The organism is Bacteroidota bacterium, assembly GCA_016718825.1.
GTDB lineage: Bacteria > Bacteroidota > Bacteroidia > J057 > JADKCL01 > JADKCL01.
On the sequence record JADKCL010000007.1, the window covers coordinates 139356 to 163313 of the forward strand.

Below are 23958 nucleotides of genomic sequence, written 5' to 3' on the forward strand. Positions count from 1 at the left end.
TGGATTCATTGGCCGGAAATTGACTTTTGCTTTCGTTTTTGGCGCACAATCCAGATCGTGGCAAAGAATAAAAGCACTGATGCCGAACCCATTATCCAAATCAAATTCCAGCCACGCGAGGTCTGTTGGGCAATGGGTAGCGGAGAATTGTCACCAATCATGACCAACTCTGACCAATAAAACGGATGCGTCTGATCAATGTCGTAGCCGCGGTCTTGCCGCAACCGCTGCAAGAAATTCCGTTTTGCTTTGGCGATCGCCTCGTCTCTTGGCAAACTATCGGCCAGGTTGGCAAAAAAGTCACCCATGATGGCCCGCGTGGATTTGGATTCGGCGACCTCCCAAAGGCTCATCAATACGCTTTTACAGCCCGCATACGTAAATCCGCGTGCCAAGCTCATCACGCCTTCGCCTTGTTGGTAGTCACCCAATCCCGTTTCGCAGGCCTCCAGGATGGCCAGTTCGGCGGGAAGGTTCAGCGTGTACAATTCGTTGAGTAGGAGGATGCTGTCTCCCGTGCCGTCTGGGCTGAAGTAAATGCATGAATTGAGGAAATTCTTCTGGTCAAACCTTCCATGCGTAGCCAAATCGAGGATTTGGTGGGAGGGTGCATGATTGAGAAATGCCTTTTTGCTGCCTTCGCTGCCGACAAAAGTTTGGACATCCGTAAATTTTGAAGCCAATTTTTGTACCCCCAACATCGACTCTGGCAACGCCTGCAAGCCCGCCTCCGGACTGAAGCTTGGCGCTATTGCAAGGACTTTGTTTTGGGATGAAGCTGATTTCTCCGGCTTTCTGGAAAGAAAAGTTCCAGAATAGTCGTAGCTGATCGTATAGCGTTCCAACAGGTAGCCAAGGCTATAAAATTGAATTGCTCCATTGGCTGGAATCGAATCCGCCAAGGCTTCAAATGAAATGAAACTCAAAGGTCCATCAGGAACGATGGTGACATTTGGTGTGAGGAAATTCTCGATCGGCCGCCACAAAGCGTCCAAAATTTTGCCGGACTGCGCCGCAAATTCGCCTGCCTTGGCCTTGGAGATTTCCTCGGGTACCTGATGCAAAGCCTGCGTAAACGCGGTGAGTTGCGCTTCAAATACTGAATCCGGCGAAAATTCGTGCAAAACAAAGGTGTCTCCTGTGACGACAAAGGTGTAGATAGCTGAATCTCCATAGAAATATTCGATCAGCGTACGGTTTTCTTGTTGCAAAAGGGGCTGCAGCTCGGCAATTGAAATCACATCAAAGGAATTTACCAAGTCAGAGTACTTGGGATTGGCGTGCTCGATGTCTTGCATGATTTGGTCGAGTTCCTTTTCGGCCTGAAAAAGTTCGGCTTGAAGCAAAGCGACATTTCGATTGGGAATCGTTGCGGAATTGATGGCCTCATGCAGGCGCATAATGCGCGTCTGCACCCGTTGGCGTTGGTCTACCAAGTCCGCACTTTTTCCATTTGTTTCCAGCACGTGGTTATCAATCACGGCCTCCATGAGCAGCATCGCTTTGCTTTGTTCTGCAATTTCAAATGCGGTTGCAAGATGCGCTGGACTGTGTGTGACATCGTGCAATTCAATGGCGGCTTGCATTGCGTTTTCAAAAAGCGTTTGCCAATACCGGTTGATGCGGAGTTTCTCTTGTTCATTGTTGTGTTCCTGTCGTAGGCGACGGAGTTTTCTCAATGCCTTTTGTGAGCATGCGAGGCTGGCATTGAGCAAGTTAAGGTCGTTTGTTTGACGGTACAGGCCCCAAAGGATATTTGCTTTTTGGCTTACAGCCGCCAAGGTATGCCAAGGAGAAACGGAATGGGTAATGTCTGGACAAGTCCAGGGGTTTATGCCGCGTACAGCATCACCGACCATTTCTTGCATGAAGAGGTGGTTGATATTCAGTGCCTCCTGGAAATTTCCGCGATCGATGTGGAAGTCCGTAATCATCTCGAGCACCATCGCCCGCTCCATGCGGTTGACGATTGGAATCTGTCGAAGGTCGACGAGGCTGCGGTTGAGGTTGGCAGTTGCAGCTTCCGCAAATCCGGCTGCGTTTTGTGCAGTTGCAAGGTAGATCAATGCATAACAGTGGGAAGACCAAGGCATCACATTGGCCATTGCGTACCGCTCCAAGGCATTTTCGAAGGCTTCTATCGCTGCATCAAATTTTTTCTCTCCGAGGTATCCAATGCCAAGGTTTGCATAAAATCTACCCAACGTGGCATCATCATCGCTTTGCTTGGCGATCAATCCATCGATGGCTTCAGTCATGTATTTCTCACCGTCCTGATAATGTTGAAGGTTGATGAGTTCCTGGGCATAGTTGGCCAAGCGGGTATGGTAGATGTCTGCGCCGTCGGTGGTATTCAGCAACGATAACCAAGATTGTCGATAGTAATTGAGTGCTTGGTCAAAATTGCCGATGTAGTGGTTGAATTCGCCGAGGTAGCTGTATGCCTGCGAAATCGCACGCGGGGAGATTTTTCTGGCGACCTGCCCCTCCGCTGATTTTTCAGCAAAGGGAATCGCGCCGGCATAATCTCCCAATTCGGCCCGGATTTTTGCAAAACGTCCATAGCAAACATACAGCAAGTTGGAGACCACTTCAGGGTATTGTTGACCAATCTCAATCGCTGCCTTGCATGCTTTTTCTCCGTTTTCCAAGGCCTCCACAGAGGTGATTGTCAACGAACCGATGGCATATTGCAATTCAGTGGCATAGAAATAATAGCAGATCCATTCCTCCTGCAAGAGGTTGGGGCAGGCTTCCATGGCCTTGCGCGCGCTATCCAGGATATCCTTGGCGCGATCTAGGTCATTATCCTTGAAGGCTTGATAGGCAAGGTCGCGTTGTAGCAAAGCCTTTTCCTCGGCAAAGCCTTGATCTTGATCCTGTGCGATTTGCAACCATGTTTTCGCCGAAGGTTGATCCTTGACGAGCCGGCACAAAACGCCGATTTTTCTGGCCAAGGTGGACCTCCTTGGTGCATCGCTTGGCATGGATGCGAAGGCATGCTTGCAGACCGCAATGGCTTTCGTCCGTGTTGAGAGTTGGTTGATTTCGAAGGCGAGGTCGGCATAGCCTTCGAGCAAGGCAGCCTTGGCAACGGGGTTTTGGGAGATCAACTCCTTAAAATGCTGTTGACAAGCGCGATAGCATAAAAAGGATTCGGAAAATCGGGCACGTAACCGCAGTTGATTGCCCAGTCCGAGCACGAAAATCAGCTGATCTGTCGGATGTTCTGAAAATCGCAAAGCCGCGGATTTCCACAAGGCCTCAGCCTTTGCGTATTGTCCGGCTTGCATCAAAGGTTGAATGGCAAGATAGGCCTTTTTGGCATCGGGATCATGAAACTGCCAAGGCAATGGCTCGGCATATACACCATTCCAACAGCAGAAGCCGAGAAACAAAATGCCCGCCAGAATCCTGCGGAGGAAGAAAGCCATTGATGCCGTTTTTGTGGGACCTGCTACCAAACTAATAAAAAATGGCCGGCTTTCGGAAATCAATCTCGATTCATTCGGTTCCCGGCTCGAATTAGGCATTCACCGCTGAATTTTCAACTGATTTTTTGGGTAAGATTCGAGAATGTACCAACTTCATAAAGAATTGGCCCGCGGACTTTCCTAGGGTCTTGAATCTCTAATTACTCAAAATTGACTAAGAACCATGAAGAGTCAAAAGAACTTTTTGCCCCGTTTTCTGGCTGTGTTGCCTACGCTCGATCATTTTGCTCCGGGAGAGGAGCCTGCCGGTGGCGGTCGTGGCGCAACGCCGGATCCCTTTGATCAGGTTGATTTTCAGTTGATCTCCAGTAGCGCAGCTCACCCTGGAGAGATTTTTAACTATACCGAAATGCACCTTGACAGCTCCGGTGGGGGCGGAACGACTCCGATCAAGAATGAGGATGATCCACAACGCGCCATTTTCATTACGGGTTTGCCGCCGGTAGGTGCAAACTGGGACATGAGCGTGACCTTTGCAAAAGGGGCTTTCAATGATACGGTCAAAATGACGCGCATTGCTGGAAACTTTGCAACGTTGCATACCGCTATGCAAGACATGATCATTTTTGAAGAGGCGAATGTCTTTTTCATGGTCCAAACCGGAGTCAACGCGTATGAAACCTATGTGAATATCAATATCGCAGTGGAAGTTGCCAAGTTGGTTCATACCAAGGAGACAACGTTTGACTTGTTCCTCGTTTCCATTTTGGGACGTTCCAACTGAAAGTTTGCTTGAACTTGAAATAGAAGGAGGCGGGGCTGATGTTCCGCCTCTTTTATTAGACACCATTTTTGCACATTAAAAAAGGCGAATTTCCATTCGCCTCTACCGCTAAAATCTACAAATAGCTACATCGACAACGGATAGTTGCGCTTTTGATTTTTGTAGTCAAATTCAAACCGGTAGTTGCCGGGATCCAAGGCACTCGCTTTCAAAACAAGCTGATGCGTACCGATGGTGTCATCGACATATTGGCTTCTCCAAAGAAGTTCATTGTTGCCATTGAACAGCTTGACTTTGGTCATGCCGGGATATTCAATGTCATACTTGATAATAAGCCAGTTTCCTTCAATGCTATGTCCTAGCACCTGAATCATGCTTCCGGGGCCGCTAGGGTCTTCTTCGGCCGCTGCGACGCCGATCCGGCAGGCAAAGCTCAAGTTTGGTGTGGAAAGTAGCAAGAACAAGGCCAGCCCCAGCAGCCTTTGAAGGCTTTTGGAATTCTGAATCCTCAATTTCAATGCAAACAATCCAACCATTTTCTTACATCGGGCTGTGGATAAATCATGCCGATTAAGAATGAAGTTAGAAGTTTTTCCGAGAATTCCAAACCCGAACGCATTTTGACCAAATCCACGCCGATTTTATGGGATGTGGGAAAAGATGGGGATAACCTCCACTTGGTGGCCTTTGCAATTAATTTTTTTTTCTTACATCGCCCATCGGGCGAGAATATCAGGCATTTGGGCCAAAGACTTATCCACCATTCTAAGGAGAGACCGCTCGTTGCTGAGGAATACAACTTCATGGAGCGGAACCCATCGTGCGTCCTTGACTTCATGGTTGAGCGCAAGGATGCTGTTTTTTGCAGGCGTGAGCAGGTAGCGTACATCCAGGTGCAAATGTGCGGGCTCATGCGCGCGGGCAGGGATCTCGTGGATGTCCAAATCGAAGATGTTTTCCTGCAAAGGCTGTGTTTGAAGGCCGGTTTCCTCCCAAACCTCCCGTTGTGCGACTGCCAACAAGTCGGCGTCTCCATCGGCATGGCCGCCAGGCTGCAGCCATTTGTCCAGCTTCCTGTGATGGATCAATAAAACGGACTGCGTATCCAAATCCAGCACCCAAGCTGAGGCCGTGAAGTGTCCCAACAATTGCGTGCGGAAAAGGCTATCCACATGCTTGTCCAAAAAAATGAGCATCTCCCGTTGCATGGCAGCTTCCGCTTCGTCCACAGGAATAGCCGATGCCAATGCGCCTCGCAAAGCTGCGGTCATTTTCATTTGGAAAATGCGGCAACGGCCTCCTCCACAGTTTTTGGCGCATTGCCTACGAATATCCTGTCACCTAACAGCATCACGGGCCTTTTCAAAAAGGTATATTCGGCAAGAATCAGCCTGCGGTAATCGGCTTCCGTAAGTTTTTGGGAGGCCAATCCCATTTCTTTGTACTTCAGCGCTCTGCGGCTGAACAATGCTTCATAACTGCCGGCAAGCCTTTGCATCTCATCGACTTGGGCTTCGGTCATCGGCTGCGTCTTGATGTCCTGCAATTCGACATCAGGACCGGGATTGAGTTTTTTGAGAATTTGGACGCAGGTGCTGCATGTCCCGAGGTGGTAAACTTTTTTCCGCATGGGGGGATCAATTGGGTAGGCAGCAAAACAAACGAAAATTCCTCATTCCGCCGGATGCAAAATCGGGGCAAGGTTCGGCCGGAAGTAGCCTTCGCTTTTGAGGATTTTTCCATCTTCCCGCACGATCGGGTTGCCATCCGCATCAAGTTTGCTCATGTTGGAACGATGGATTTCCTCCAGTACCGCTTGAATTTTGTCCTGAAGACCATGTGCCAAGATCGTACCGCAAAGTACATACAATTGGTCCCCAAGTGCGTCAGCAATCGCAATGAGGTCGTTTTTTTCGCAGGCTTCGCGGTATTCTTCGTTTTCCTCGCGCATGATTTCAAAGCGCATCGCCGCTTCCGGAATGGTAGCGGTCGGCTCCTGCCTTGCCGGAATGCCAAAACTGCGGTGGAATTCCTCCACCAGTTCCAGTGCTGTCTTCATTTCAGTTGTGAATTGTTGTTTGCGATTATTGACGCAAGGTATAGGTGATTTGCATCGCGGCGCCATTTGCTCCAGAGAAATTCATGGAGAGGAGTCCCGAAGGGGCCACAGTTGCCAAATTCGCCTGAAAGCTCGCCATCACTTCTTCTCCCGCTCCATCAATGTCCAAAACGGAAATTGTCCAAGTTTCAGGAGTCAAAACCAGGTCGGATGAAGGCATCTGCACCGCCATCGGAAACGTCCAGGCTGCATCGACGCGTGTAGGTGACTGATAGGCCACCACCGCGCCCTTGGCAAATCTCACTGCAATGTCGGGGTTGTCACCTGCATCCCATGCACTTCCCCCGGGGTTCAATTCCGGGAGGTCGGTGATGCTCGCCAAGGAAAGCAGGCGCTGACCGACGGTGATGAGGGTTTTGAAGACATTGTCGCTGCTACGCGTTTTACCTTTTGCTGTGAGTCCAACTAAATATTGGCCTTCTGCAGCAAAGCGGTGAACAGGATTGACCTCTGTGCTTGTGGCACCGTCGCCAAAATCCCAAGCATAGCTTTCGCCGACCGGTTCAGTACAATTTTCAAAGCTCACATCGACATTGGCATCGACCAGATTGGCACTTGGTGTGTAGCAGGCTTCAGGTGCTTCTTGGCAGCCAACAAGGAGGCTCAGCCCCAAGGTAAGGCAAATGGTCAACGGAAAAGAAAAATGAAATTTTTTCATGAAATCAGTGCTTTCGGGCTTCAATGAATTGATTTGAAGGGCAATACGATAATATTTCGGGGAATGTGGACGTGCTAGTGAAACGAAATGCGCTAGCCAATCAACTGGAAATCAGAATGCTGGATGTGAGGTACGGTTTGGTAGGTGTAAACAGGCAAATTCAGGCGTTGCATATTCCCATCTGGAATCCATTGGAAGAGCGACTTCTTTTTGCAACGTAGGGAAACCGGAACTTCAATTCCAGGATTCACAACGCATTCGACCTCGGCCTCGAAGTCTTTGTATTTGCCCACAACAATATAGGTTCCGGGCGGCACATCGTGAAATTTGAAGTCACCAAATTCGTCGGTCATCGTGCCGTTGAAAATTCTCCCCTCTGCGTTCTTGAGAATGATCGTTTCATCGGAAATGGGGGATTGGTCAAGTAGCAACCGACCTTTGATGCTCCCCATTTGCGCATTTGCGCTCAGGCCGAGCAACAAAAAGGGGAGGAGGAGCAAGTGAAGCAGCCGAGGGTACAAGCTGATCATAACAATGAATCATGAGGGTGTTGGACGGTGAAGCTAGTAATTTTCGTTGACTTGACCAAGGTGAAAGTAAAAATCCGGCAGGGGCATGCCACCCGCCGGATTCTCTGAAATAGGTTGAGAAAATACTTGTAATCAATCGTTTCAGTTGCAAGCCAAGTCAGATTCCGGAGCGAACTGACCTCCGTTGCTACCTTTTTTGCGTTGTTGTTTGAGCATTTGCTTTTCAGCGCGGGTCAAAGGCTTGCCTACATGGCCCATCGACATGCTTGGATTGCGGGTGGTGACCACAATCACAGCGCCAAGGACATCTCCATATTCTGCAGGAACGCCGCCGGTCATCAAAGAAACCTGCTCAATCGCTCCGAGCGGCAATTGGTCACTGCCACGGATTTTCATATTGTCGAAATAGGTCGCATTGGCATTGTCTCGGGAACCTTTGAAATTGAGTGGATCACCGTGATCCTTTTGAAAGACTGGTGCGCCAGAACTTGCCAAGATGGTGTTGATGTCCCTTGGTCCGGCAATTTGGCCGATTTCTTTGCGGTCAATCGTTCTTACATCGCGATCAACATCAAACACAATTGCATCCGTGATGTCGATGGTCGGGATTTCTGTGCCTTTGTCACTTGGGAGATCATTATCAGGATCGCGTGAAGGTGCCACCAAGGCGATATTCATCGGTTGGGTTTCCCCAGGAGACAAACTCACCGATTGGGAAAATTCAGTTCCGCCAACGGTTACAACGATTGTGTAGGTTCCGGGATCAAGCAAGGCAAATTCATAATTGCCAGCAAGGTCCGTGAGAAGTCCTTTGCCTGTGAATTGGCCATTATTGTACAATGAAACTTTGGCACTTGGAATCGAAACCCCACCTTGCTTAATCGTTCCATGGATTTTCCCCAACTGTGCCATCGCGCCCAAGCTGCAAACCATCAAGATGGCGAGCAAGGCTGCGGTTAGACTGAATTTTACTGACGTTTTCATGGTCGTTTTTCTTTTTAAACGTAAAACCTGAACCAAAGGTGCACCGACATTCAGCTTTTCCATAACCGAAAAATGCCCTTCGATTACATGGTTTGTCGGCCATAAATTGAATATCCCAATGGATTGGGGGCCATCTAAATCGTCGACAAGCCCCGAAAACATTGCCAAACCTTGAATTCGATTACATTCAAGGCCAGAAAAGTTGAGGTCAAATGGGTAAATAAGTTGCCTTTTTACTGCCGAATGCCGTTTTGGGGACATTCAAAATGCGTTGCAGGTATAGTTTTCGCGCAATTTTCCTTAATTTTCGCCCTGTTTTCAATGAAATTTTTTGCCAAAACTGATTTCAATATGTTTAAAAAACCTTTTCTGATGTTGGTGGGCTTGCTTTTTGGCTTGCGCCTGATGGCAGGTAATCCAACCTCGATGCCCGTTCCGCCCAATGAAGGCATGTGGCTTCCTCACCTGATCAAGACACTCAATTTCTCCGAGATGCAGCAAATGGGCTTCAAGCTCTCTGCCGAGGATATCTATAGTGTCAACAAATCTTCGCTCAAAGATGCCGTCGTGCAACTGGGTGGATTTTGTACCGCTGAAGTGGTATCGCCTGAAGGCCTGCTCTTCACCAACCACCACTGCGGTTACGATGCGATTGCAACCCACAGTTCGGTCGAGCACGACTACTTGACCGATGGCTTTTGGGCCATGTCAAAATCTGAAGAGCTCCCCAACGAAGGCTTGACCGTTTCCTTTCTGCAGCGCATCGAAGATGTGACCGCACGTCTTGCCACGGTTGCTGCGGGCGCAAGTGCAGAAGAGGCTGAAGTCAAGATAGGAGAAGAAATCGAGAAAATTGAAATGGAAGCTTCCGAGGACGGTAAATACCGCGCCGAGGTCAAGCCGATGTTCAATGGCAACGAGCACCTTCTGTTTGTCTATGAAGTCTTCCGCGACATCCGCCTCGTGGGTGCACCGCCTTCAAGCATCGGCAAATTCGGTGGCGACACCGACAACTGGATGTGGCCTCGCCAAACCGGCGACTTCTCCATCATGCGTGTCTATGCCGACAAAGACAACAATCCTGCCGATTATTCGGCCGACAACGTGCCTTACAAACCCAAGCACTTTTTGCCGGTTTCGATCAAAGGCTTGAAGGAAGGTGAATTTGCAATGACCATGGGCTATCCTGGCAGCACCGACCGCTACCTCAGCTCTTACGCGATTGACTTTCAGTACAAAAACAGCAATCCTTTGATCGTGAAGATCTTGGGCGAGCGTTTGCGCATCATGAAGGCCGATATGGATGCAGATCCCAAAGTACGCATCATGCTGGCGAGCAACTATGCATCCCTTGCTAATACCTATAAGTACTTCCTGGGCCAAAACCGTGGCTTGGATCGCCGTGGTTTGATCGAGGAGCGCCAAGCGATGGAAGCCGAGTTCACCAAATGGGCAAATGCTGATCCTACCCGCAAGGGAAAATATGGAAAAGTGCTCGAAGACTTCAAGAAAAACTACGAGCAAAGTGCTGGGGTATTGAACCTTGCGAGTTACATGAACATGGCAGGTTTTGCGCCTGGCTTGGTTACTTATGGCATTGGATACTGGAGACTTGGCATGGCCATGGCCAAAAGCCCCGATGATGCCTCTGCTTGGGCTGGCCAAATCCAAAGCCTCAAAGACGGACTCGACGCGCACTTCAAGGAATACAATCTCCATACCGATCAAAACATCTTTGCACGCATGAGCGAGCTGATGCATACCGATCTTCCCGAAATGTATCATTTGGATGCCTTCAAGGGCAAGTTGTTCAGCAAGTCAAAGGCAAAAGGCGAAATGAGCCGCTATCAGGCCTATGCAGCCAATGTTTTCAAATCCAGCATGTTGGTGGATGCCGCGCGTGCCAAGGCATTCTTGGATAAGCCCAGCAAGAAGGCACTTGATGCCGATCCGGGGGTTGAATTCGTGACCAGCGTGATCACGCTCTATCGTTCACAACTTGCAGCAGGTCAAGGAATGTTTGAGGCAGTCAACGCGGCTAGCATGAAGACCTACGAGGCCGGCATGCACGAAATGATGCCCAACAAGAAATTCTATCCCGATGCCAACTTCACCATGCGTGTGAGCTACGGCAAGATGATTCCTTATGATCCACGCGACGGTGTGAGCTACAAAGCGCAGACCTTTGCAAAGGGCATTTTGGAGAAGGAAGTCAAAGGCGACGAAGAATTTGACGTTCCAGCCAAACTCCACGATCTTTTTGTGAAGAAAGACTTCGGACGTTATGGCCAAAATGGCGATTTGCCACTGTGCTTCCTTACCGACAACGACATCACAGGCGGTAACTCCGGTTCACCGGTGATCAATGGCAATGGCGAATTGATCGGTATCGCATTTGACGGCAACTGGGAATCGATGACGGGTGACCTCGTTTTCGATCCAGGTGTGCAGCGTACCATCAGCGTGGACATCCGCTACGTGCTTTTCGTGATCGAGAAGTATGCAGGAGCCACCAACCTGATCAAGGAATTGACCATCGTTCAGTAATCCTGTCGAATGGTTTTGAGAAAGCGGCTGGGCTTCGGTTCAGCCGCTTTTTTCATTCCTCCTTTTTGCTGCCTTCCCAGGGATTAGGTGAATTCAGCATTCTGAGCAACCCTCTTTCCTCGAAATATTGACGATAGGCAAGCCGCAATTCCGTCGGCTCCATCCCGATGAACATTTGATCATAGGGGTATTCAGGTTCGAAAGGAGCGGGCAAAAAAAGTGTATCCCCCATATCGAGGGGTATAGCTGCGTAGACTGCCCGATGTCTTTCTACGTACTGCATTCGCTTGATGCCTTCATCGATGGAATTCAAAATACGTTTTCTGCCAATGACATTCATTTCCAAAAGGAGCCCCAGTGAATCAGTATGCAGCTTGTTGGCCTCGTACTGATCGACAATTGCTTCAAGGTTTTCCCGGGCGGCACCGACTTGTCCTTCTCGCATGTTGATTTCGAAATGCAGAAGGCGAATTTGCATGTAAGCGGATTGATGTGCATTTCCGCAAAATCCAAAATCTGCTTTGGATGTCTGCTTCAAACACTTTTTTGCCTTGGCAAAGTCTCCATTATCCACGGCCTCACGCGCTTCCCAAATGAGGCTAAATCCGTCTAGCTTTTGTGCCTTGACGAGCATTCCGATGAGTAAAAAGAGAAGGGTATGAAGAATTCGTTTTTTCATTGGGGTATTGAGTTGAAACAGCGTGGCCGGCTTCCGGGTGAAGATTACACAGAGAATATGCCAGATAAAATTAGATTTTTCTGCGGATTTCGTTGGTGGATTTGCTTGAAAGGGTATCCAATATTGGTTGGAGGGCTAAGGTTAAATCTTTGCGAATTTCAGGTTATCCACATTCCGTCCGTCAGATATCCCCATTTCTGTAAAAATTTGCAATCCGCTTGCATGTTTATCCACAATTCGCTTATTTCACCTTTAGAATCTTGGTTGCAAGAAGAATGAAAAGACTTGGACTTCTGTTTTGGGTGATGTTGCTGGGCATGCAAATGCGTGCTGGCGGTGGCCCTGTGGCAGATGTCAAGGTGATTCATGCCGAAGGCAAGATTTTTTACCACGAGATTTTCATCAGCTGGAGCACCGAGTTTGAACGTAGTGCCTGCGATTTTCTGATTGAAGCGTCCGAAGACGGCAAGGACTGGCGCATTCGGGGAAGGATCAAAAGCAAAGGAAACGCAGAAAGTCACGCCGAATACAACTTTGTGGATGTCCGCGACGATCATTTGCACCATTACCGCATTCGCAAAGCCGACCACGCTGGTAAGATGGAGACGCTCTCAGAGTTTTCGCTCGCAGATTACAGCATCAATGTCACGCTCGACGAGGTCGTGATCGACCATGAAAAGAAGTTGCTCATCGAATACCGTGTCGACCAAGACCAAGAATTGATCGTACGCGTTTATAACAGAATCGGCGAACAAGTAGTTACCAAGGTGATGCCCTTCAACCGGGCTGGCGAGTACATTTATCAACTGGACATCAGCGACCTCAAAAAGGACCGCTATTTGCTCGTGGTAACCCAAGCTTTGCTCGACAAATCGGTTGCCGAAAAGGCATTTCAAGTCGTCAATTAATCCGCTACCATGCGTCACGTCTGGATTTTTCAACTTGCATCCGCCCCAACGGAATCCCAAAAGGCATCGATTTTGCCTCAATTGGAGGCTTTTGTCGCCGTTTGGAAGGCGCACGGCGCGCCTGTGCCTGGTGAAGTCTCCCTCCGCCACGAACGCTTCGTGGTCGTGCAAGCCGAACCCGGCCATGCCTCAGGTTGCTCCATCGACTCCATGAACAAAGGCGTCCATGAGATTCTAACGGCCGCAGGAATCGAAATTCTGGGCCCGGAACGTGTGTTTTTCCGCGAGATAGACGGTAGCATCGCCCATATTGACTTCAAAGAAGCAAAGCCGGCAATTCTTTCAGGAAGACTTGGTGCCCATTCGGTGGTGTTTGATTCAACGTTGGGCAATTCCAATGACCTTGGTCGATGGGAAACTACACTTGACCAAACTTGGTTGGGTCGATTTTTGCCGCAGCAAGCCTGATTCTCACTACTTTTTTGATCTAAAGGGCTTCTCCGTGGATGTAGCGCATGTTGTGCGCCTCCCAGGGATGGATCAAATCCACTTGATGGTATTCGTTTTCCAGGGTTGAAATTGCCATTTCAACGCCGCTGTCTTGGTTTCTGGTTTTCAACACTTCCAAGCCCGTTTCCACGATATCGTAATTGACCTCCACGGGCATGTCGCGCAAAATATCCGTGAGCTGCCTGCGAATGCCTTCTTCAATGGGGCGGGATTCAATGATCAGGTGCTGATGGCGGTTCAAGTAAACGCGAAGCAGGTGCTTGATCTCCACCATTTTACGGCCCTGCAGGTAGGAGTTGTTCACGAGCGAGTTGTCGATCCCGTGTTCTCCAAGGTGAATGGTGAAATTGTCGGGATATTCCTTGGCGATCCAGGTGGATTTGCCCGAAAGGGGAGGGCCGATCACAAGGGTCGCCTTTTGGCCGCGGGTCTGTTGCGTATCGGTTTGGCGGGCCTGTAAAAGTTTTTCCAGCAACCGCACATCCTTCATTTTGATGGCATTCCAGACGGCGTTTTTGTGGCGCAAGTTCCAGGATTCAAAGGATCCGTGAAGGGTTTTGAATTTGCCCAACTCGAATTCGGCTTTTGGAACGGAGTGTTCGTGGAAGTAGTGCATTTTCGCCAAAACTTCTACACTGTCATCACATTGCCGGCCATAAAAGTCAAACAACCCAAAAATTGCCAAAAGTCGGATGTCGGTGCGGGTTCCCAGCAGTTTCAGTTCATCCAAGGACTGTTGCCATTGTGAAAATTTCAGTGGAAAGCCATGCCAACGTACCAAATCGAGGATTCGCCTACGATTGGAGGGCGAAATCTCAGGATGCTGCAACAGTATTTCCAAGGCAAAAGGCACGCCTGCCCGCTCATGCCCGGGCGAGCGCCATCGGTTGTCTTGCCAAACTGTCGCCACTGTCTTGCCGATGTCGTGCAAAACGGCCGCCCAATAAAGGACAAGCCGTTCATCGTCGTCGAGGTCGAATTGATGCTGCATGTCAAGGCATTGTTGCACAACGAATTGTGTATGCGCCAAAACACTGCCTTCGCGGTGATACCGCGGATTTTGCGGCGTTGCATCCATCTGCTCCAAGAGCGACGCAGGCAAAGGAAGTGGTTGATCGTGCTTCATCTTACCTTGCAAAATTACGGAAGTTGAAGGCAATAATGACTTAAGATTTGCTTAACACACGCTGAAAATTCGAATGCTTTCGCGCCAGACCGATACCGTCTCTTTGGTTAGAGGCCGCCGTCTTCAGCGTCCAAGTCCTCTTCTTCTTCCTCAATGTCCTCTTCGTCAATCGGCGGTTTTGCGGCGGGATCCATACCGAAATCGTCAAATTCCTTGAGTAAATCGGCATCTTCCTCAGGGTCAGTTTCCCATTCGTAGTCGTCGAGTGCCTCGTCCTGATTCCAGTCCCAATCGGTTTCCTTCATGAATTCGGGGTCGAAGTCGTCTTCTGTGAGGTCGTCAAAATCAAATTCCTCGCTTGTCGGAAGCACAGACGGACCTTGGTAATTGGGATCGAGCCAAAGTTCAAATTCGACGCGGCGGTTCATGTTCTTATGATCCTCGTTGTCATTGGCCACCAAGGGTCTCGTTTCACCAAATCCTTGCGCCAAGATCATATCCTCGCTGAATCCGCCAGCCCCGACAATGTATTTCCGGATCATGGCCGCCCGTTTGCGCGACAATTCCAAGTTGTATTTGGCTTCGCCGTCACTGTCTGTATGTCCCTTGACCTCCAACCTGAACATCGGATATTTCTTCAAAAAGCCGATCAGGTAGTTCAATTTCGGTTCGATGCGGTCATTCAATTCGTAGCTGTCGTCGTCGAATTCCAGATTTTCAAAGACCATCGGCTTGCCGACATCAAAGCTTTTGGTGATTTCCGTGAACGTCGTATCGCCATTGAGCGTGATGTCCTCCTTGATGGTAAGGAAGTTCTCGCCTTGAATATAGATGTCGTACTTGTGGCTGTTGATCAGGTCAAACTCAAAGTAGCCGAATTTATTGATGTGCTTGGGCGCCACTTCGATGCCTTGATCGCGGTCGATCACGAGGACAATGCCTGTGATCGGATTTCCGGTCACGGAGTCAATGAGGTAACCACGCAAGGTCACAATCGCATCCGGGCGTGCCTCCATGGGCATCGCAAAGGAATACAAATCAAAGTTTTGCTGGTATTCTGCCTTGTTTTGATCCTTTTTGGCACTCGCGTAAAAGAGCCTTGTCCCCTTGCCGTCGATGGAAAAATAGTATTCGTTGGAGGGCGAATTGACGAGCGGACCGACATTTTTAGGGCTTTCCCAATGGTCATCGAGCCAACGCGCTTTGTAAATGTCGTAGCCTCCCAAGTTTTTGAGGTGCCCCGTCGAACTAAAATAGAAGGATTGGTTGACCTGATGGAAAAACGGCGTTACTTCATCTTCAATGGTGTTGATGGTAGGACCGAGATTTTCGGCCTTTGTCCAGGTGCCGTCTTCCAGTCTCCGCGTTACGTACAAATCGCTTTTTCCAAATCCCCCCTTGCGGTTACTCGTGAAATACAGCGCTTTGCCGTCGGGCGTGATGTTGGGGTGGCTGTCCCATTCTGCCGAATTGACATTGGGGCCGATGTTTCGAATGTTGATCCATTCGCCGCCTGAGAAGTCTGCAATGTAGATGTCGCAGGATCCGTAGCCATTGGGTTCGTCACAACGGGTAAAGTACAACGTGCGCCCGTCAGGACTCAAAGTCGCCGACCCTTCGTTGTATTTGCTGTTGATGATCCCCGAAAATCGTTCGGCATAGCTCCAAGTGCCATCGATAAAGCCCTTTTCGACAAAGTAGAGATCCTCGTTTTTGCGTTCGCCGATGTCGTCGATCACAATCTCCTCGTCGCGCCGGCTTGTGAAGATCAAAACCGAGTCGCTCGGGTGCATAAACGGTGCATAATCCGGTCGCTCCGAATTGATTTTCGGGCCCATGTTGAGCATCACGCCTTTGGGCGGAATCAGCGGATCGATTTTGCGCCGAGCCTCCAAAATCTTGTAATAGAATTGAAGATCAACCCATTCGACATTCTTCTGGGCCTTGAGCGAATCAAAGTGAATCTTGACCTGTGGTTTCCAGGGCCGCTGATTTTTCAGACCAACTTCGTAGTAAAGCGCCGAGGCGATCGTGTCGCCCAGCAATTCCTTGACTTGGCCCGCCTTCCAGAGGTAATCGACGTGGGTATTAAAATTTTTGATGCCCCAATGGCCAATGAAATTGCTCAAAAGCGTATCCAACGCAATCAAATCCTGCTCTAATTCAGCCTTTTCTATGCGTTTGATGTATTCCTTGCCGTCGTAAAAGGGATATTCGTTGATGTGCGGGAAGACCAGAAACGGCAACGAACTGCTTTCAAATTCGCTGGTTTTTTCTTGGAGATAGACGGATTTCTCCAGTTTCAGGCTCAATTCCTTCCCGGCTTGCCCGTAAACAGTGGCAAGCAACAGCGGCAAACTGATCAGGATTTGCCGTAGGATGGAGGTGAAGGCCCTCATGCTGTAATTAGATCTTATAACGTAACATTTTGCTAATGAGTTGCTTCGCAGTCGCAGTACGTTCCGGATATTTATCTCCGCCGATATATTCTCCGTCTTCCAATCTAAATGAAATTTGAAGAATGGAACCCGCTCCACGTGCATCAATCCTGATTTTCACTTCAATAGGGCCTGCATCAAGGTCTGCAAGTTTCGCGGCGCGGTATTGCAGGTCTGGAAACCGGTCATCATAAAGTTCGGCACGACTGAGGAAATATCCAACCGCTTGGCGTTCAATCATGTTGGTTGCAAGTGGTGATTCAATGATGAACACCGGAACTTGATTTCCATATTCAAGCACGCGGCCATCTCGAATCAAAATCGGCGTATTGTTGTCGACCAAGGAAACTCCTTCCCTTGAATTGAGTTGCTGCTCAAGCAATTGCACCCGGCGCTCACGCTCCTCGAGATCCTTGAACCGGGATTCTTTGTTGGCGTAGTCGGCCTCTTTGCGTTGCAAGACGGATTCTCGCTGCGAAAGCAACTTTTCCTTGTCGGCCGTGGCGACGTCGCGTGCTGCGAGGTCTTTTTCTTGTTGGTCGAGCTTTGCGCGTTGCTCGCGCAGGAAGCGCACCTGCTCACCCTCGGGTACGCGTACCTTTGCGAGGCTGTCGACTTTGCTTTGCAAGGTTGCAATCCCGCGCCGCAGCTCTGACTCTCGTTGGCCGACGGTGTTGAGCAGTTTTTGAAGGCTGTCGCGTGCACTTGTCTGCGTGCGCAATGCCCGCTCGTTGGTGTTGAGTTCTTTGCGCAGCGCGCTGCGTTGCACACGCATGGCAATAGCGCTGTCGCTCAGCATCTTATTGTCTGCATTGGCCTTGGTCAGAAGCTGTTCCTTGGCTGCAAGGTTGTTTCCCAGATTCTTGTTTTCCTGTTTCAGGCGATCCACCTCTTGCTGCGTCGCAGAGCGTGATGAGCTATTTTCTGCGAGCCGTGCTTCTGCATCACTGAGAGATTTTTGAAGTGCGGATTTGGCCTTGACCGCCTCGGAGAGCTCCAAATTGCGTGATGCAAGATCCGTTTGGGCCTTGCGAAGGTCACGATCCTTGTTTTGCAAGTCTGTTTGAGCCTTGGTGAGGGCCTCCTTGGAGGCAGTTGCTTCTTTTGCAGTCGCTTGGGCGCGTTGAAGTTGTTGCTTCAAAATCAGGATGCTGTCGGCCATGGCTTTGTTGGTCGCGTTCTCGGCCGCAGGTTCCGGATTGGTTTCCGCCACGGCATTTCCACTTTCCAATGCGGCAATTTTGGCAAGAAGCTTTTTTTGTTCGGATTCGGCTGCGACCAAACGCCGTTCCTGTTCGTCTTTTGACTTTTGGAGTGCCGCCATTTCAGTTTGAGTCTGCGTCAGCTCTGATTTTGCTGTTCCAGCTGCCCTTCTTGCAGTCCGAATCTCCCCATTGAGGCTGTCAATGAGGTTTTCATTGGGCAATGTGGCAACGACCGCGGCATTTCCTTCGCGCAGGTTGCGATTTTCGGCTTCCAACGAAGTGATGCGCTCCTCCAGCTGCATTTTTTTGCCGTTGAGGTAATCGTTGTCTTCTTTCAGGCGGCCAAGGTTACGCTCGCGAACCTCCGCTTCCTCACGCAAGGCGATATTTTTGACTTGCGCTTGCGAAAGGAGGTCAAGCAGACTGTCTGCTGCAGCAGTACCCGCCAAGCCTTGCCCTTCGCCCAGTCCCATGGCAAGTTTGGTTTTGTATTCCTGCAATTCGATGCGCAGTCCTTCATTTTCACTGCTCAACTTGGCCATTTGTTCGGCGGTCGATTTCCCTCCTGCAGACAGGCGTGTCAACTGTTCACTGTACCGGATGGCCACGCCCAACAGCGAATCATTTTCCGATTCGAGCTTGGCATTCAATCGATTGAGACGCTTGGCTTCCTTTTCAAGATTGGCCATTTCGCTAGCGGTTTCATTGCTGATGCTCACGTCGTCTGCCACGTAACTTTGACCGATCAGGGCCTCGACACGCTCGTTGAGCATCGTTACCGAATCTTGCAAGCGCTTGGTCTCCTTGACCTTGGAGGCAAGAATGTCATGCTTGCGTTGCAAGGAAGCCTGCTCGATTCTCTGGGTTTCTGCTTCAGCGATCAATTGACTTTCGCGTGCTTCCAAGGCTTGGATGCGTGCGTTGAGACGCTGGAGCGTCGTGTCTTGCACCTGCGTTTTGGCCTCTGAAGTTTTTTTGTCTTCGTTTGGCTGTTTGTTGTCGTTTTTGAAGGGGTCCTTTCTCAGTAAAACGGATTCATTTTCAACTTCTTCTGATTTGAAATGTTCGGCAACCGAGGGTTGAATGCCAGAATCTTTTGCCACCGGTACTTTTTCAGGCTTTTCCAGTTTGGCAATTGTTCCATCATCCATCAGCAAATCACCAAAGCGTGCGACGTCACCGGAAGTCTCCTTGATCAATTTCGCAATGTCAATTTTGAGTTTTGTAGCCAATTCGGGGAATTCGCGCGAGTTGATGGACCTGCGGTAATCGTACATGACGACCACAGTGAGCTCGGTAAATTGCCCTTGAATGCTTTTGAGAAGGAAATAGAGGGATAAATCGCGCTCATCTGCAATCGGTGCATAGCGGATGTTCTCATAAATAATAGAGCGCTCGTATTGAAAGGGCGGCGTAGGTTCGACAGCTGCGACATGCGCAATCACCTGGTTGGCGACAAACCGCTCGCTACGCTCCAAAGTGAACCGAAATCCCGTCACAGGCTTATTGTAGAGGGAAATGCTCAGCTCCTCGACCGCGACTTCCTTCGAAAAACTCGGGACATAGCTCCCCATCAGGCATATCAAGCCAATCACTGCCATTAGGCAACGGTTCCTGCAAATCCTCATTCGCGGCAATTCATTCAAACGTTAAAGGTACGGAGAGAATAAACAATGGGGAATGGGCAATGGACATGCACGCCCAAAAACGTAGGTGAAAGTGGACAGTACCGCAATTTTGTAAATGAAGCCCTTTAAAATGTGGCTCTGGGGTCGCTTTTGTCTCCAAATGGGAGTGACAAGGATCATTCTTTTGACAACCAATCGACAGGAGGAAAATGGAACGCGGAATGGAAATTTGGAATTGAAATTTGAACGATATGGAAAAGCTGCGAATCCTGCTCTTTTTTACAGTCTTGGCGACATTACTTGGATCGACTTCCTGTACCCCGCAGATGGATGAAGGCGGTGGCAAGCCGATGGAGGAAAATTCCGGGAAAGCTGTCAATTCCGACCCGAAGCCCGCTCCAAAGCCAGAAATTCCTGACGAACCCTGCCATTACAACGGACATCAGCTGCACGTGGGTCCCAAGGGTGGTTGCTACTACTTCTACGACGGTCGCAAAAAGGAATATGTCGACCACAGCTTCTGCAAAGACTGCGAAAAGGAGAAAAAGGCGAAGTAGACCCGCCAAAGTCGCCTCATTTCACTGAAAACCAAGAGTCAAAGCGCTAGAAAGGCTTCCAATGAAACCTTACCCTGCTCACTGCAATAGGGGAGAAGTAGCCGGGCGATAATGTGAAGGTAATGCTTGATTTGCTGGTCAAGGCTCAATTGAGAAAGGCTGATCGTCGCTTCCGATATCCAAAAGCGGATAATCAGTGCCAAGGCGGAAACTAGATATGCAATTTCGACTTCGGATTCGATCGACAGGTCTCCATTGTGAATCAGAGATTGCAGATTGCCCGTTAAAGCACTGTTTCGGTTGGTGGATGTCTCCTTGTACCGTTCTGCAATCCTCGGATTTTGAGTCATAAGATGCACGAAGCTGAGGAGGAGGCAACGGTATTGAATTTGATTGCGGAAAACCTGTCCCAGCATTTCAAAGAAGGAAGTGATGTCAAGGTGATCCTTCGGGAATATCGTCTGGGAATTTAGCAATGAGAGATTGCGCGAGAGTCGATCGACCAAATCGTCTTTGGTCGGAAAATAGTAATTGATGTTGCTCACACGCATTTTCAGGTCTGTAGCTAACTCGCGTAAGCCGACATATTCAATCCCCTTTTCGTTGAACATCTCAAGGGCACGTTTCAAAATAATGTCTTCCGTTTTCATATCAAAAATTTGGACAATGTCCAAAAGTGGCTATATTTGTTCAAAAATACATGTTTTATGAATCAAAAACTTCCACACACCATCCAAAATTGCGTCGGCGAAGAGTTGACATTTCAAAGCATTGTTTCAGCGGGAGATGAAAAACGCATATTGGTTCATGCGTCTTGTAAGCCGGGAGCTGGCCCGGCAATGCATGTTCATTTTCGGCAGGATGAAAGCTTGACCGTACGAAAGGGAAAAATGGGTTATCAAATTCTTGGCGAAGCCCCCAAGGTTTGCGAAGTCGGGGAAACGATCCTGTTCCCGCGCGGAACTCCTCATAAATTTTGGGCTGCGGATGGAATTGACCTTGAGATGGAGGGATGGATCCAACCCGTTGACAACATAGTTTTTTATTTATCAGCGATTTATGCGGCACAGAATGCTTCTGGAAAAGCACAGCCCGAGGCCTTTGACGGGGCTTACCTCGCGACGCGCTACAAATCGGAATACGATGTCCCGGAAATTCCTGCGTTTGTGAAAAGGGTTATTTTTCCGATCACAGTCTTCATCGGAAAGCTTCTAGGCAAGTACAAAAAGTTCAAGGATGCACCCGAGCCTTTGGTTTGAGCGCAGCCGATTTTGTCGCGTTCCTCCATTTGGATAAAAGAGGACTGCTTTTTTTTTGTGGGGGGAGCCCGATGAAAATTTTTCCCCAGAACCAACTGAGAAGTCAACATTTGTCAAGAAGGCTGATCCGCACTGCTTAATTTCGCAGCCGTATGTGGAAATTATTCATCCGTTCGCTGCTGTTTAGTCTCGATGCCGAGAAGGCCCACCACCTCACATTCAAATTGTTGCGTGTATGGTTTGCCATTCCCGGTCTGCGTTTTCTCACACACCGCGCCCATCACATCCGAGATGCCCGTCTCGAACGCGAATTGTTTGGTCTTAAATTCCGCAACCCCGTGGGGCTCGCTGCCGGATTTGACAAAAATGGCCTCCTTATCCGCGAATGGGGTGATTTGGGCTTCGGATTTGTCGAGGTCGGGACGGTGACACCCAAGCCGCAAGACGGCAATCCCAAGCCCAGGCTGTTTCGTTTGCCCAAGGATCAGGCGATCATCAACCGGATGGGCTTCAACAACGATGGCTTGGCCGTCTTGACCGAGCGCCTCCGCAATGCGCAACGCGGGCGCTTGATCGTCGCCGGAAACATTGGCAAAAACAAAGACACGCCCAATGCCGACGCTGCGAGTGACTATGAAAAGTGTTTCGAAGCGCTTTACCCCGTGGTAGACTTTTTTGTCGTGAATGTCAGCAGTCCCAACACACCGGGTCTGCGTGAATTGCAGGAAAAGGCACCGTTGACGGCGTTGCTGCAAAGTCTGCAAGCCCTGAACTCCGCAAAGCCGAAACAAAAACCGATTCTTCTGAAAATCGCTCCCGACCTCACCGATACGCAACTCGATGACATTCTGGACATTGTGCAGACGACAAAATTGGCGGGTTTGGTCGCGACCAATACGACGATCAGCCGGGAGGGCTTGCAAACAGGGGGGGCTGAAGTAGAGGCGATTGGCGCCGGCGGCTTGAGCGGCGCGCCCCTGCGGGCGCGCTCCATGGAGGTGCTGCGCTACCTGCGCGCACGTGCTCCGAAGCTGCCGCTGATCTCCGTCGGAGGCATCATGACCGCCCAAGACGCTGCCGAACGCCTCCAAGCAGGCGCAGACCTTGTACAGATCTACACGGGATTTGTCTACGGCGGCGCCTATTTGCCCAAACGGATTTGTAGGGCTGTGCTCAAATAAAGCGAAGAATCTGGAAATCAGGGGATAAAGAGAAGGTTGCTCAAACCCCTCGGCCTTCCTTCCAAAATCTCGTGAAAATCCTCCTCCGAATCGGTTTTGATACCGCATCCCGAAATGTTGCCGGACATTTGGTGGAGGAGGTCAACTGAGAAGGAACACGATGGCTTGAAGACGTTCCCTTGGAATTCAAAACCCCAGATGATCGTCCCTCCCGAACGCATCCTTATATCTTCCGTACAACTTTCTGGTCGTGCCTGAAATGGGTGTGAATTACGCCCCTCGGGAACTCCGTAACTTGCCGCCTTGTATTGAAAATCCAAAAACCGTTCGTACCATTCTGTGTGCGAGCGCCTTCGAATGGCCGGAAAAGAAAATATCGTCAAAGACAGGGCCACAAAGGCCGAGGAACAGGACAAAAGCGTCGAGCAGGGCCTACGCCGTGAAAAACGTAGCAGGCCTGCTGCTGAACCTGCTGTGGCGGCCGCGCCTGTCGCCAAAGGCAATAAAGTGTCGCAGTTTTTCTCGTTCATGCGCTCCGAACGCGGGCGCAAAGTGCTCGGACTTGTGGTCATTCTCACGAGTGCGGTGATGCTCTTTTCCTTCATTTCGCACTTTTTTACAGGTTACAAAGATCAAGCAGGCGAAGGCTTGCCCGCAAATTGGCTGGGTGGTGTCGGTGCTTGGCTCAGCGAATTGTTTGTACGCAAAGGCTTTGGCGCCTTGGCGGTTGTGATTCCGTTGTACACCGGTTTGTGGGGGTTTGCCATTCTGGAGAAAAAATATTCTCCATTTCTGTTCAAAATCCTCAAATACGTCTTCTTTTCCGTCATTTGGGGTTCGATTTTCTTGGCTTTTTGCTCCTATTTGATCTGGAACAAGCCAAGTTTGCTCGGCGGCGGCTTCGGATGGTACATGAATGAGCTGCTGATGTATCCAATTGGCCGAATCGGAACCGGATTGGTCGTTGTCGTTTCCTTTTTGGTGTTTTTGGTCGTCAATTTTAATGTCGACCTGCCTTTTAGTAAGCTTTTGCCGAAGAAACCAGGTGAAGTCGATGCTGAAGTAGGCGCAGAAGGTGAGTCCGAGGAGCCTGAGGATGCGTCGAAGGACAATGTTCAGGCAAAAGATCCGCTTTTGGAGAAGAGGAGGAGGAGGAAGAAGGCGACGAATTCCAAATCTCCGTGCGGCCGGTCGTTGAGAAGAAGCCCGATGAAACTGTGGTGAATGAAAAGCCGGAGGAAACGCCATTTGTGAATGGCACAGATCTTCCATTGGTAATCACAGCCGTGACCGAAACACCCAAAAACAAAGGAAAAGTCGAGCCCGTATTCGAAGTCAGCCTGCCTGCACCCGACGAAATTCCCGAGCTGAATACCTACCGCGACTCCGTGCTGCCCGTCAACAATGGGCT

Annotated in this window: 21 protein-coding genes; 8 read left to right on the plus strand and 13 right to left on the minus strand. The window is 49.7% G+C overall.

Annotated features, from left to right (window positions below; all coding sequences use genetic code 11):
- Positions 1-5: 5 nt before the first annotated feature.
- Entirely contained in the window at positions 6-3434 is a 3429-nt protein-coding gene (locus tag IPN95_10285; GenBank protein MBK9449769.1) for a CHAT domain-containing protein, read from the minus strand.
- A 223-nt stretch (positions 3435-3657) separates the two neighbouring features.
- Here IPN95_10285 and IPN95_10290 point away from each other — a divergent pair, with 223 nt between their 5' ends.
- Positions 3658-4218 carry a hypothetical protein gene (locus IPN95_10290; GenBank protein ID MBK9449770.1) on the plus strand — a complete coding sequence of 187 codons (561 nt, stop codon included), beginning with the start codon at positions 3658-3660 and terminating at the stop codon, positions 4216-4218.
- A gap of 125 nt (positions 4219-4343) precedes the next feature.
- Here IPN95_10290 and IPN95_10295 read toward each other — a convergent pair whose 3' ends face one another.
- The 7 genes from IPN95_10295 to IPN95_10325 all read right to left on the minus strand — a co-directional run bounded on the left by IPN95_10295 (position 4344) and on the right by IPN95_10325 (position 8509).
- Positions 4344-4736 carry a hypothetical protein gene (locus IPN95_10295; GenBank protein MBK9449771.1) on the minus strand — a complete coding sequence of 131 codons (393 nt, stop codon included), beginning with the start codon at positions 4734-4736 and terminating at the stop codon, positions 4344-4346.
- A gap of 189 nt (positions 4737-4925) precedes the next feature.
- Complete coding sequence (locus IPN95_10300) at positions 4926-5489, minus strand: NUDIX hydrolase (GenBank protein MBK9449772.1); 564 nt, start codon at positions 5487-5489, stop codon at positions 4926-4928.
- A 2-nt stretch (positions 5490-5491) separates the two neighbouring features.
- The gene (locus IPN95_10305; protein ID MBK9449773.1) at positions 5492-5848 is read right to left on the minus strand and encodes a hypothetical protein; all 357 of its coding nucleotides are present in this window, start codon (positions 5846-5848) and stop codon (positions 5492-5494) included.
- Between the two features lie 42 nt (positions 5849-5890).
- A complete protein-coding gene (locus tag IPN95_10310) occupies positions 5891-6277 on the minus strand; it encodes a nucleoside triphosphate pyrophosphohydrolase family protein (GenBank protein ID MBK9449774.1) in 387 nt (128 codons plus the stop codon).
- Positions 6278-6302: 25 nt separating this feature from the next.
- On the minus strand, positions 6303-6995 hold the full coding sequence (locus IPN95_10315; protein MBK9449775.1) for a PKD domain-containing protein: 693 nt from the start codon (positions 6993-6995) through the stop codon (positions 6303-6305).
- A 92-nt stretch (positions 6996-7087) separates the two neighbouring features.
- Positions 7088-7525 (minus strand): carboxypeptidase regulatory-like domain-containing protein, encoded by a 438-nt coding sequence (locus IPN95_10320; protein ID MBK9449776.1) that lies wholly within the window; start codon positions 7523-7525, stop codon positions 7088-7090.
- Between the two features lie 141 nt (positions 7526-7666).
- Positions 7667-8509 (minus strand): carboxypeptidase regulatory-like domain-containing protein, encoded by an 843-nt coding sequence (locus IPN95_10325; GenBank protein ID MBK9449777.1) that lies wholly within the window; start codon positions 8507-8509, stop codon positions 7667-7669.
- Positions 8510-8860: 351 nt separating this feature from the next.
- Between IPN95_10325 and IPN95_10330 the strand changes: the two genes are divergently transcribed.
- Entirely contained in the window at positions 8861-11056 is a 2196-nt protein-coding gene (locus tag IPN95_10330; GenBank protein MBK9449778.1) for a S46 family peptidase, read from the plus strand.
- A gap of 52 nt (positions 11057-11108) precedes the next feature.
- Here the strand turns inward: IPN95_10330 and IPN95_10335 are convergent, their stop codons facing one another.
- Positions 11109-11735, minus strand: a complete 627-nt coding sequence (locus IPN95_10335) for a hypothetical protein (protein MBK9449779.1) — start codon at positions 11733-11735, stop codon at positions 11109-11111.
- Positions 11736-12010: 275 nt separating this feature from the next.
- Here IPN95_10335 and IPN95_10340 point away from each other — a divergent pair, with 275 nt between their 5' ends.
- Both IPN95_10340 and IPN95_10345 read left to right on the plus strand, forming a co-directional pair.
- On the plus strand, positions 12011-12643 hold the full coding sequence (locus IPN95_10340) for a hypothetical protein (protein MBK9449780.1): 633 nt from the start codon (positions 12011-12013) through the stop codon (positions 12641-12643).
- Positions 12644-12652: 9 nt separating this feature from the next.
- Entirely contained in the window at positions 12653-13111 is a 459-nt protein-coding gene (locus IPN95_10345) for a hypothetical protein (protein MBK9449781.1), read from the plus strand.
- A 19-nt stretch (positions 13112-13130) separates the two neighbouring features.
- Here the strand turns inward: IPN95_10345 and IPN95_10350 are convergent, their stop codons facing one another.
- From IPN95_10350 to IPN95_10360, 3 genes are all read right to left on the minus strand, one after another.
- Positions 13131-14279: an HD domain-containing protein gene (locus IPN95_10350; GenBank protein ID MBK9449782.1), complete on the minus strand. Its 1149-nt coding sequence runs from the start codon at positions 14277-14279 to the stop codon at positions 13131-13133.
- Positions 14280-14386: 107 nt separating this feature from the next.
- Positions 14387-16678 carry a PD40 domain-containing protein gene (locus IPN95_10355; GenBank protein ID MBK9449783.1) on the minus strand — a complete coding sequence of 764 codons (2292 nt, stop codon included), beginning with the start codon at positions 16676-16678 and terminating at the stop codon, positions 14387-14389.
- A 7-nt stretch (positions 16679-16685) separates the two neighbouring features.
- Positions 16686-19523, minus strand: coding sequence for a hypothetical protein (locus IPN95_10360; GenBank protein MBK9449784.1), 2838 nt, complete (start codon positions 19521-19523; stop codon positions 16686-16688).
- A gap of 278 nt (positions 19524-19801) precedes the next feature.
- Between IPN95_10360 and IPN95_10365 the strand changes: the two genes are divergently transcribed.
- Positions 19802-20107, plus strand: a complete 306-nt coding sequence (locus tag IPN95_10365; GenBank protein ID MBK9449785.1) for a hypothetical protein — start codon at positions 19802-19804, stop codon at positions 20105-20107.
- A 38-nt stretch (positions 20108-20145) separates the two neighbouring features.
- Here the strand turns inward: IPN95_10365 and IPN95_10370 are convergent, their stop codons facing one another.
- Positions 20146-20757 (minus strand): TetR family transcriptional regulator, encoded by a 612-nt coding sequence (locus IPN95_10370; protein ID MBK9449786.1) that lies wholly within the window; start codon positions 20755-20757, stop codon positions 20146-20148.
- 57 nt (positions 20758-20814) lie between these two features.
- Here IPN95_10370 and IPN95_10375 point away from each other — a divergent pair, with 57 nt between their 5' ends.
- The 3 genes from IPN95_10375 (at position 20815) to IPN95_10385 (ending at position 23771) form a co-directional block, all read left to right on the plus strand.
- Positions 20815-21366, plus strand: coding sequence for a cupin domain-containing protein (locus tag IPN95_10375; protein MBK9449787.1), 552 nt, complete (start codon positions 20815-20817; stop codon positions 21364-21366).
- A 152-nt stretch (positions 21367-21518) separates the two neighbouring features.
- Positions 21519-22547: a quinone-dependent dihydroorotate dehydrogenase gene (locus IPN95_10380; protein ID MBK9449788.1), complete on the plus strand. Its 1029-nt coding sequence runs from the start codon at positions 21519-21521 to the stop codon at positions 22545-22547.
- 357 nt (positions 22548-22904) lie between these two features.
- Entirely contained in the window at positions 22905-23771 is an 867-nt protein-coding gene (locus IPN95_10385; GenBank protein ID MBK9449789.1) for a DNA translocase FtsK 4TM domain-containing protein, read from the plus strand.
- Positions 23772-23958: the final 187 nt, after the last annotated feature.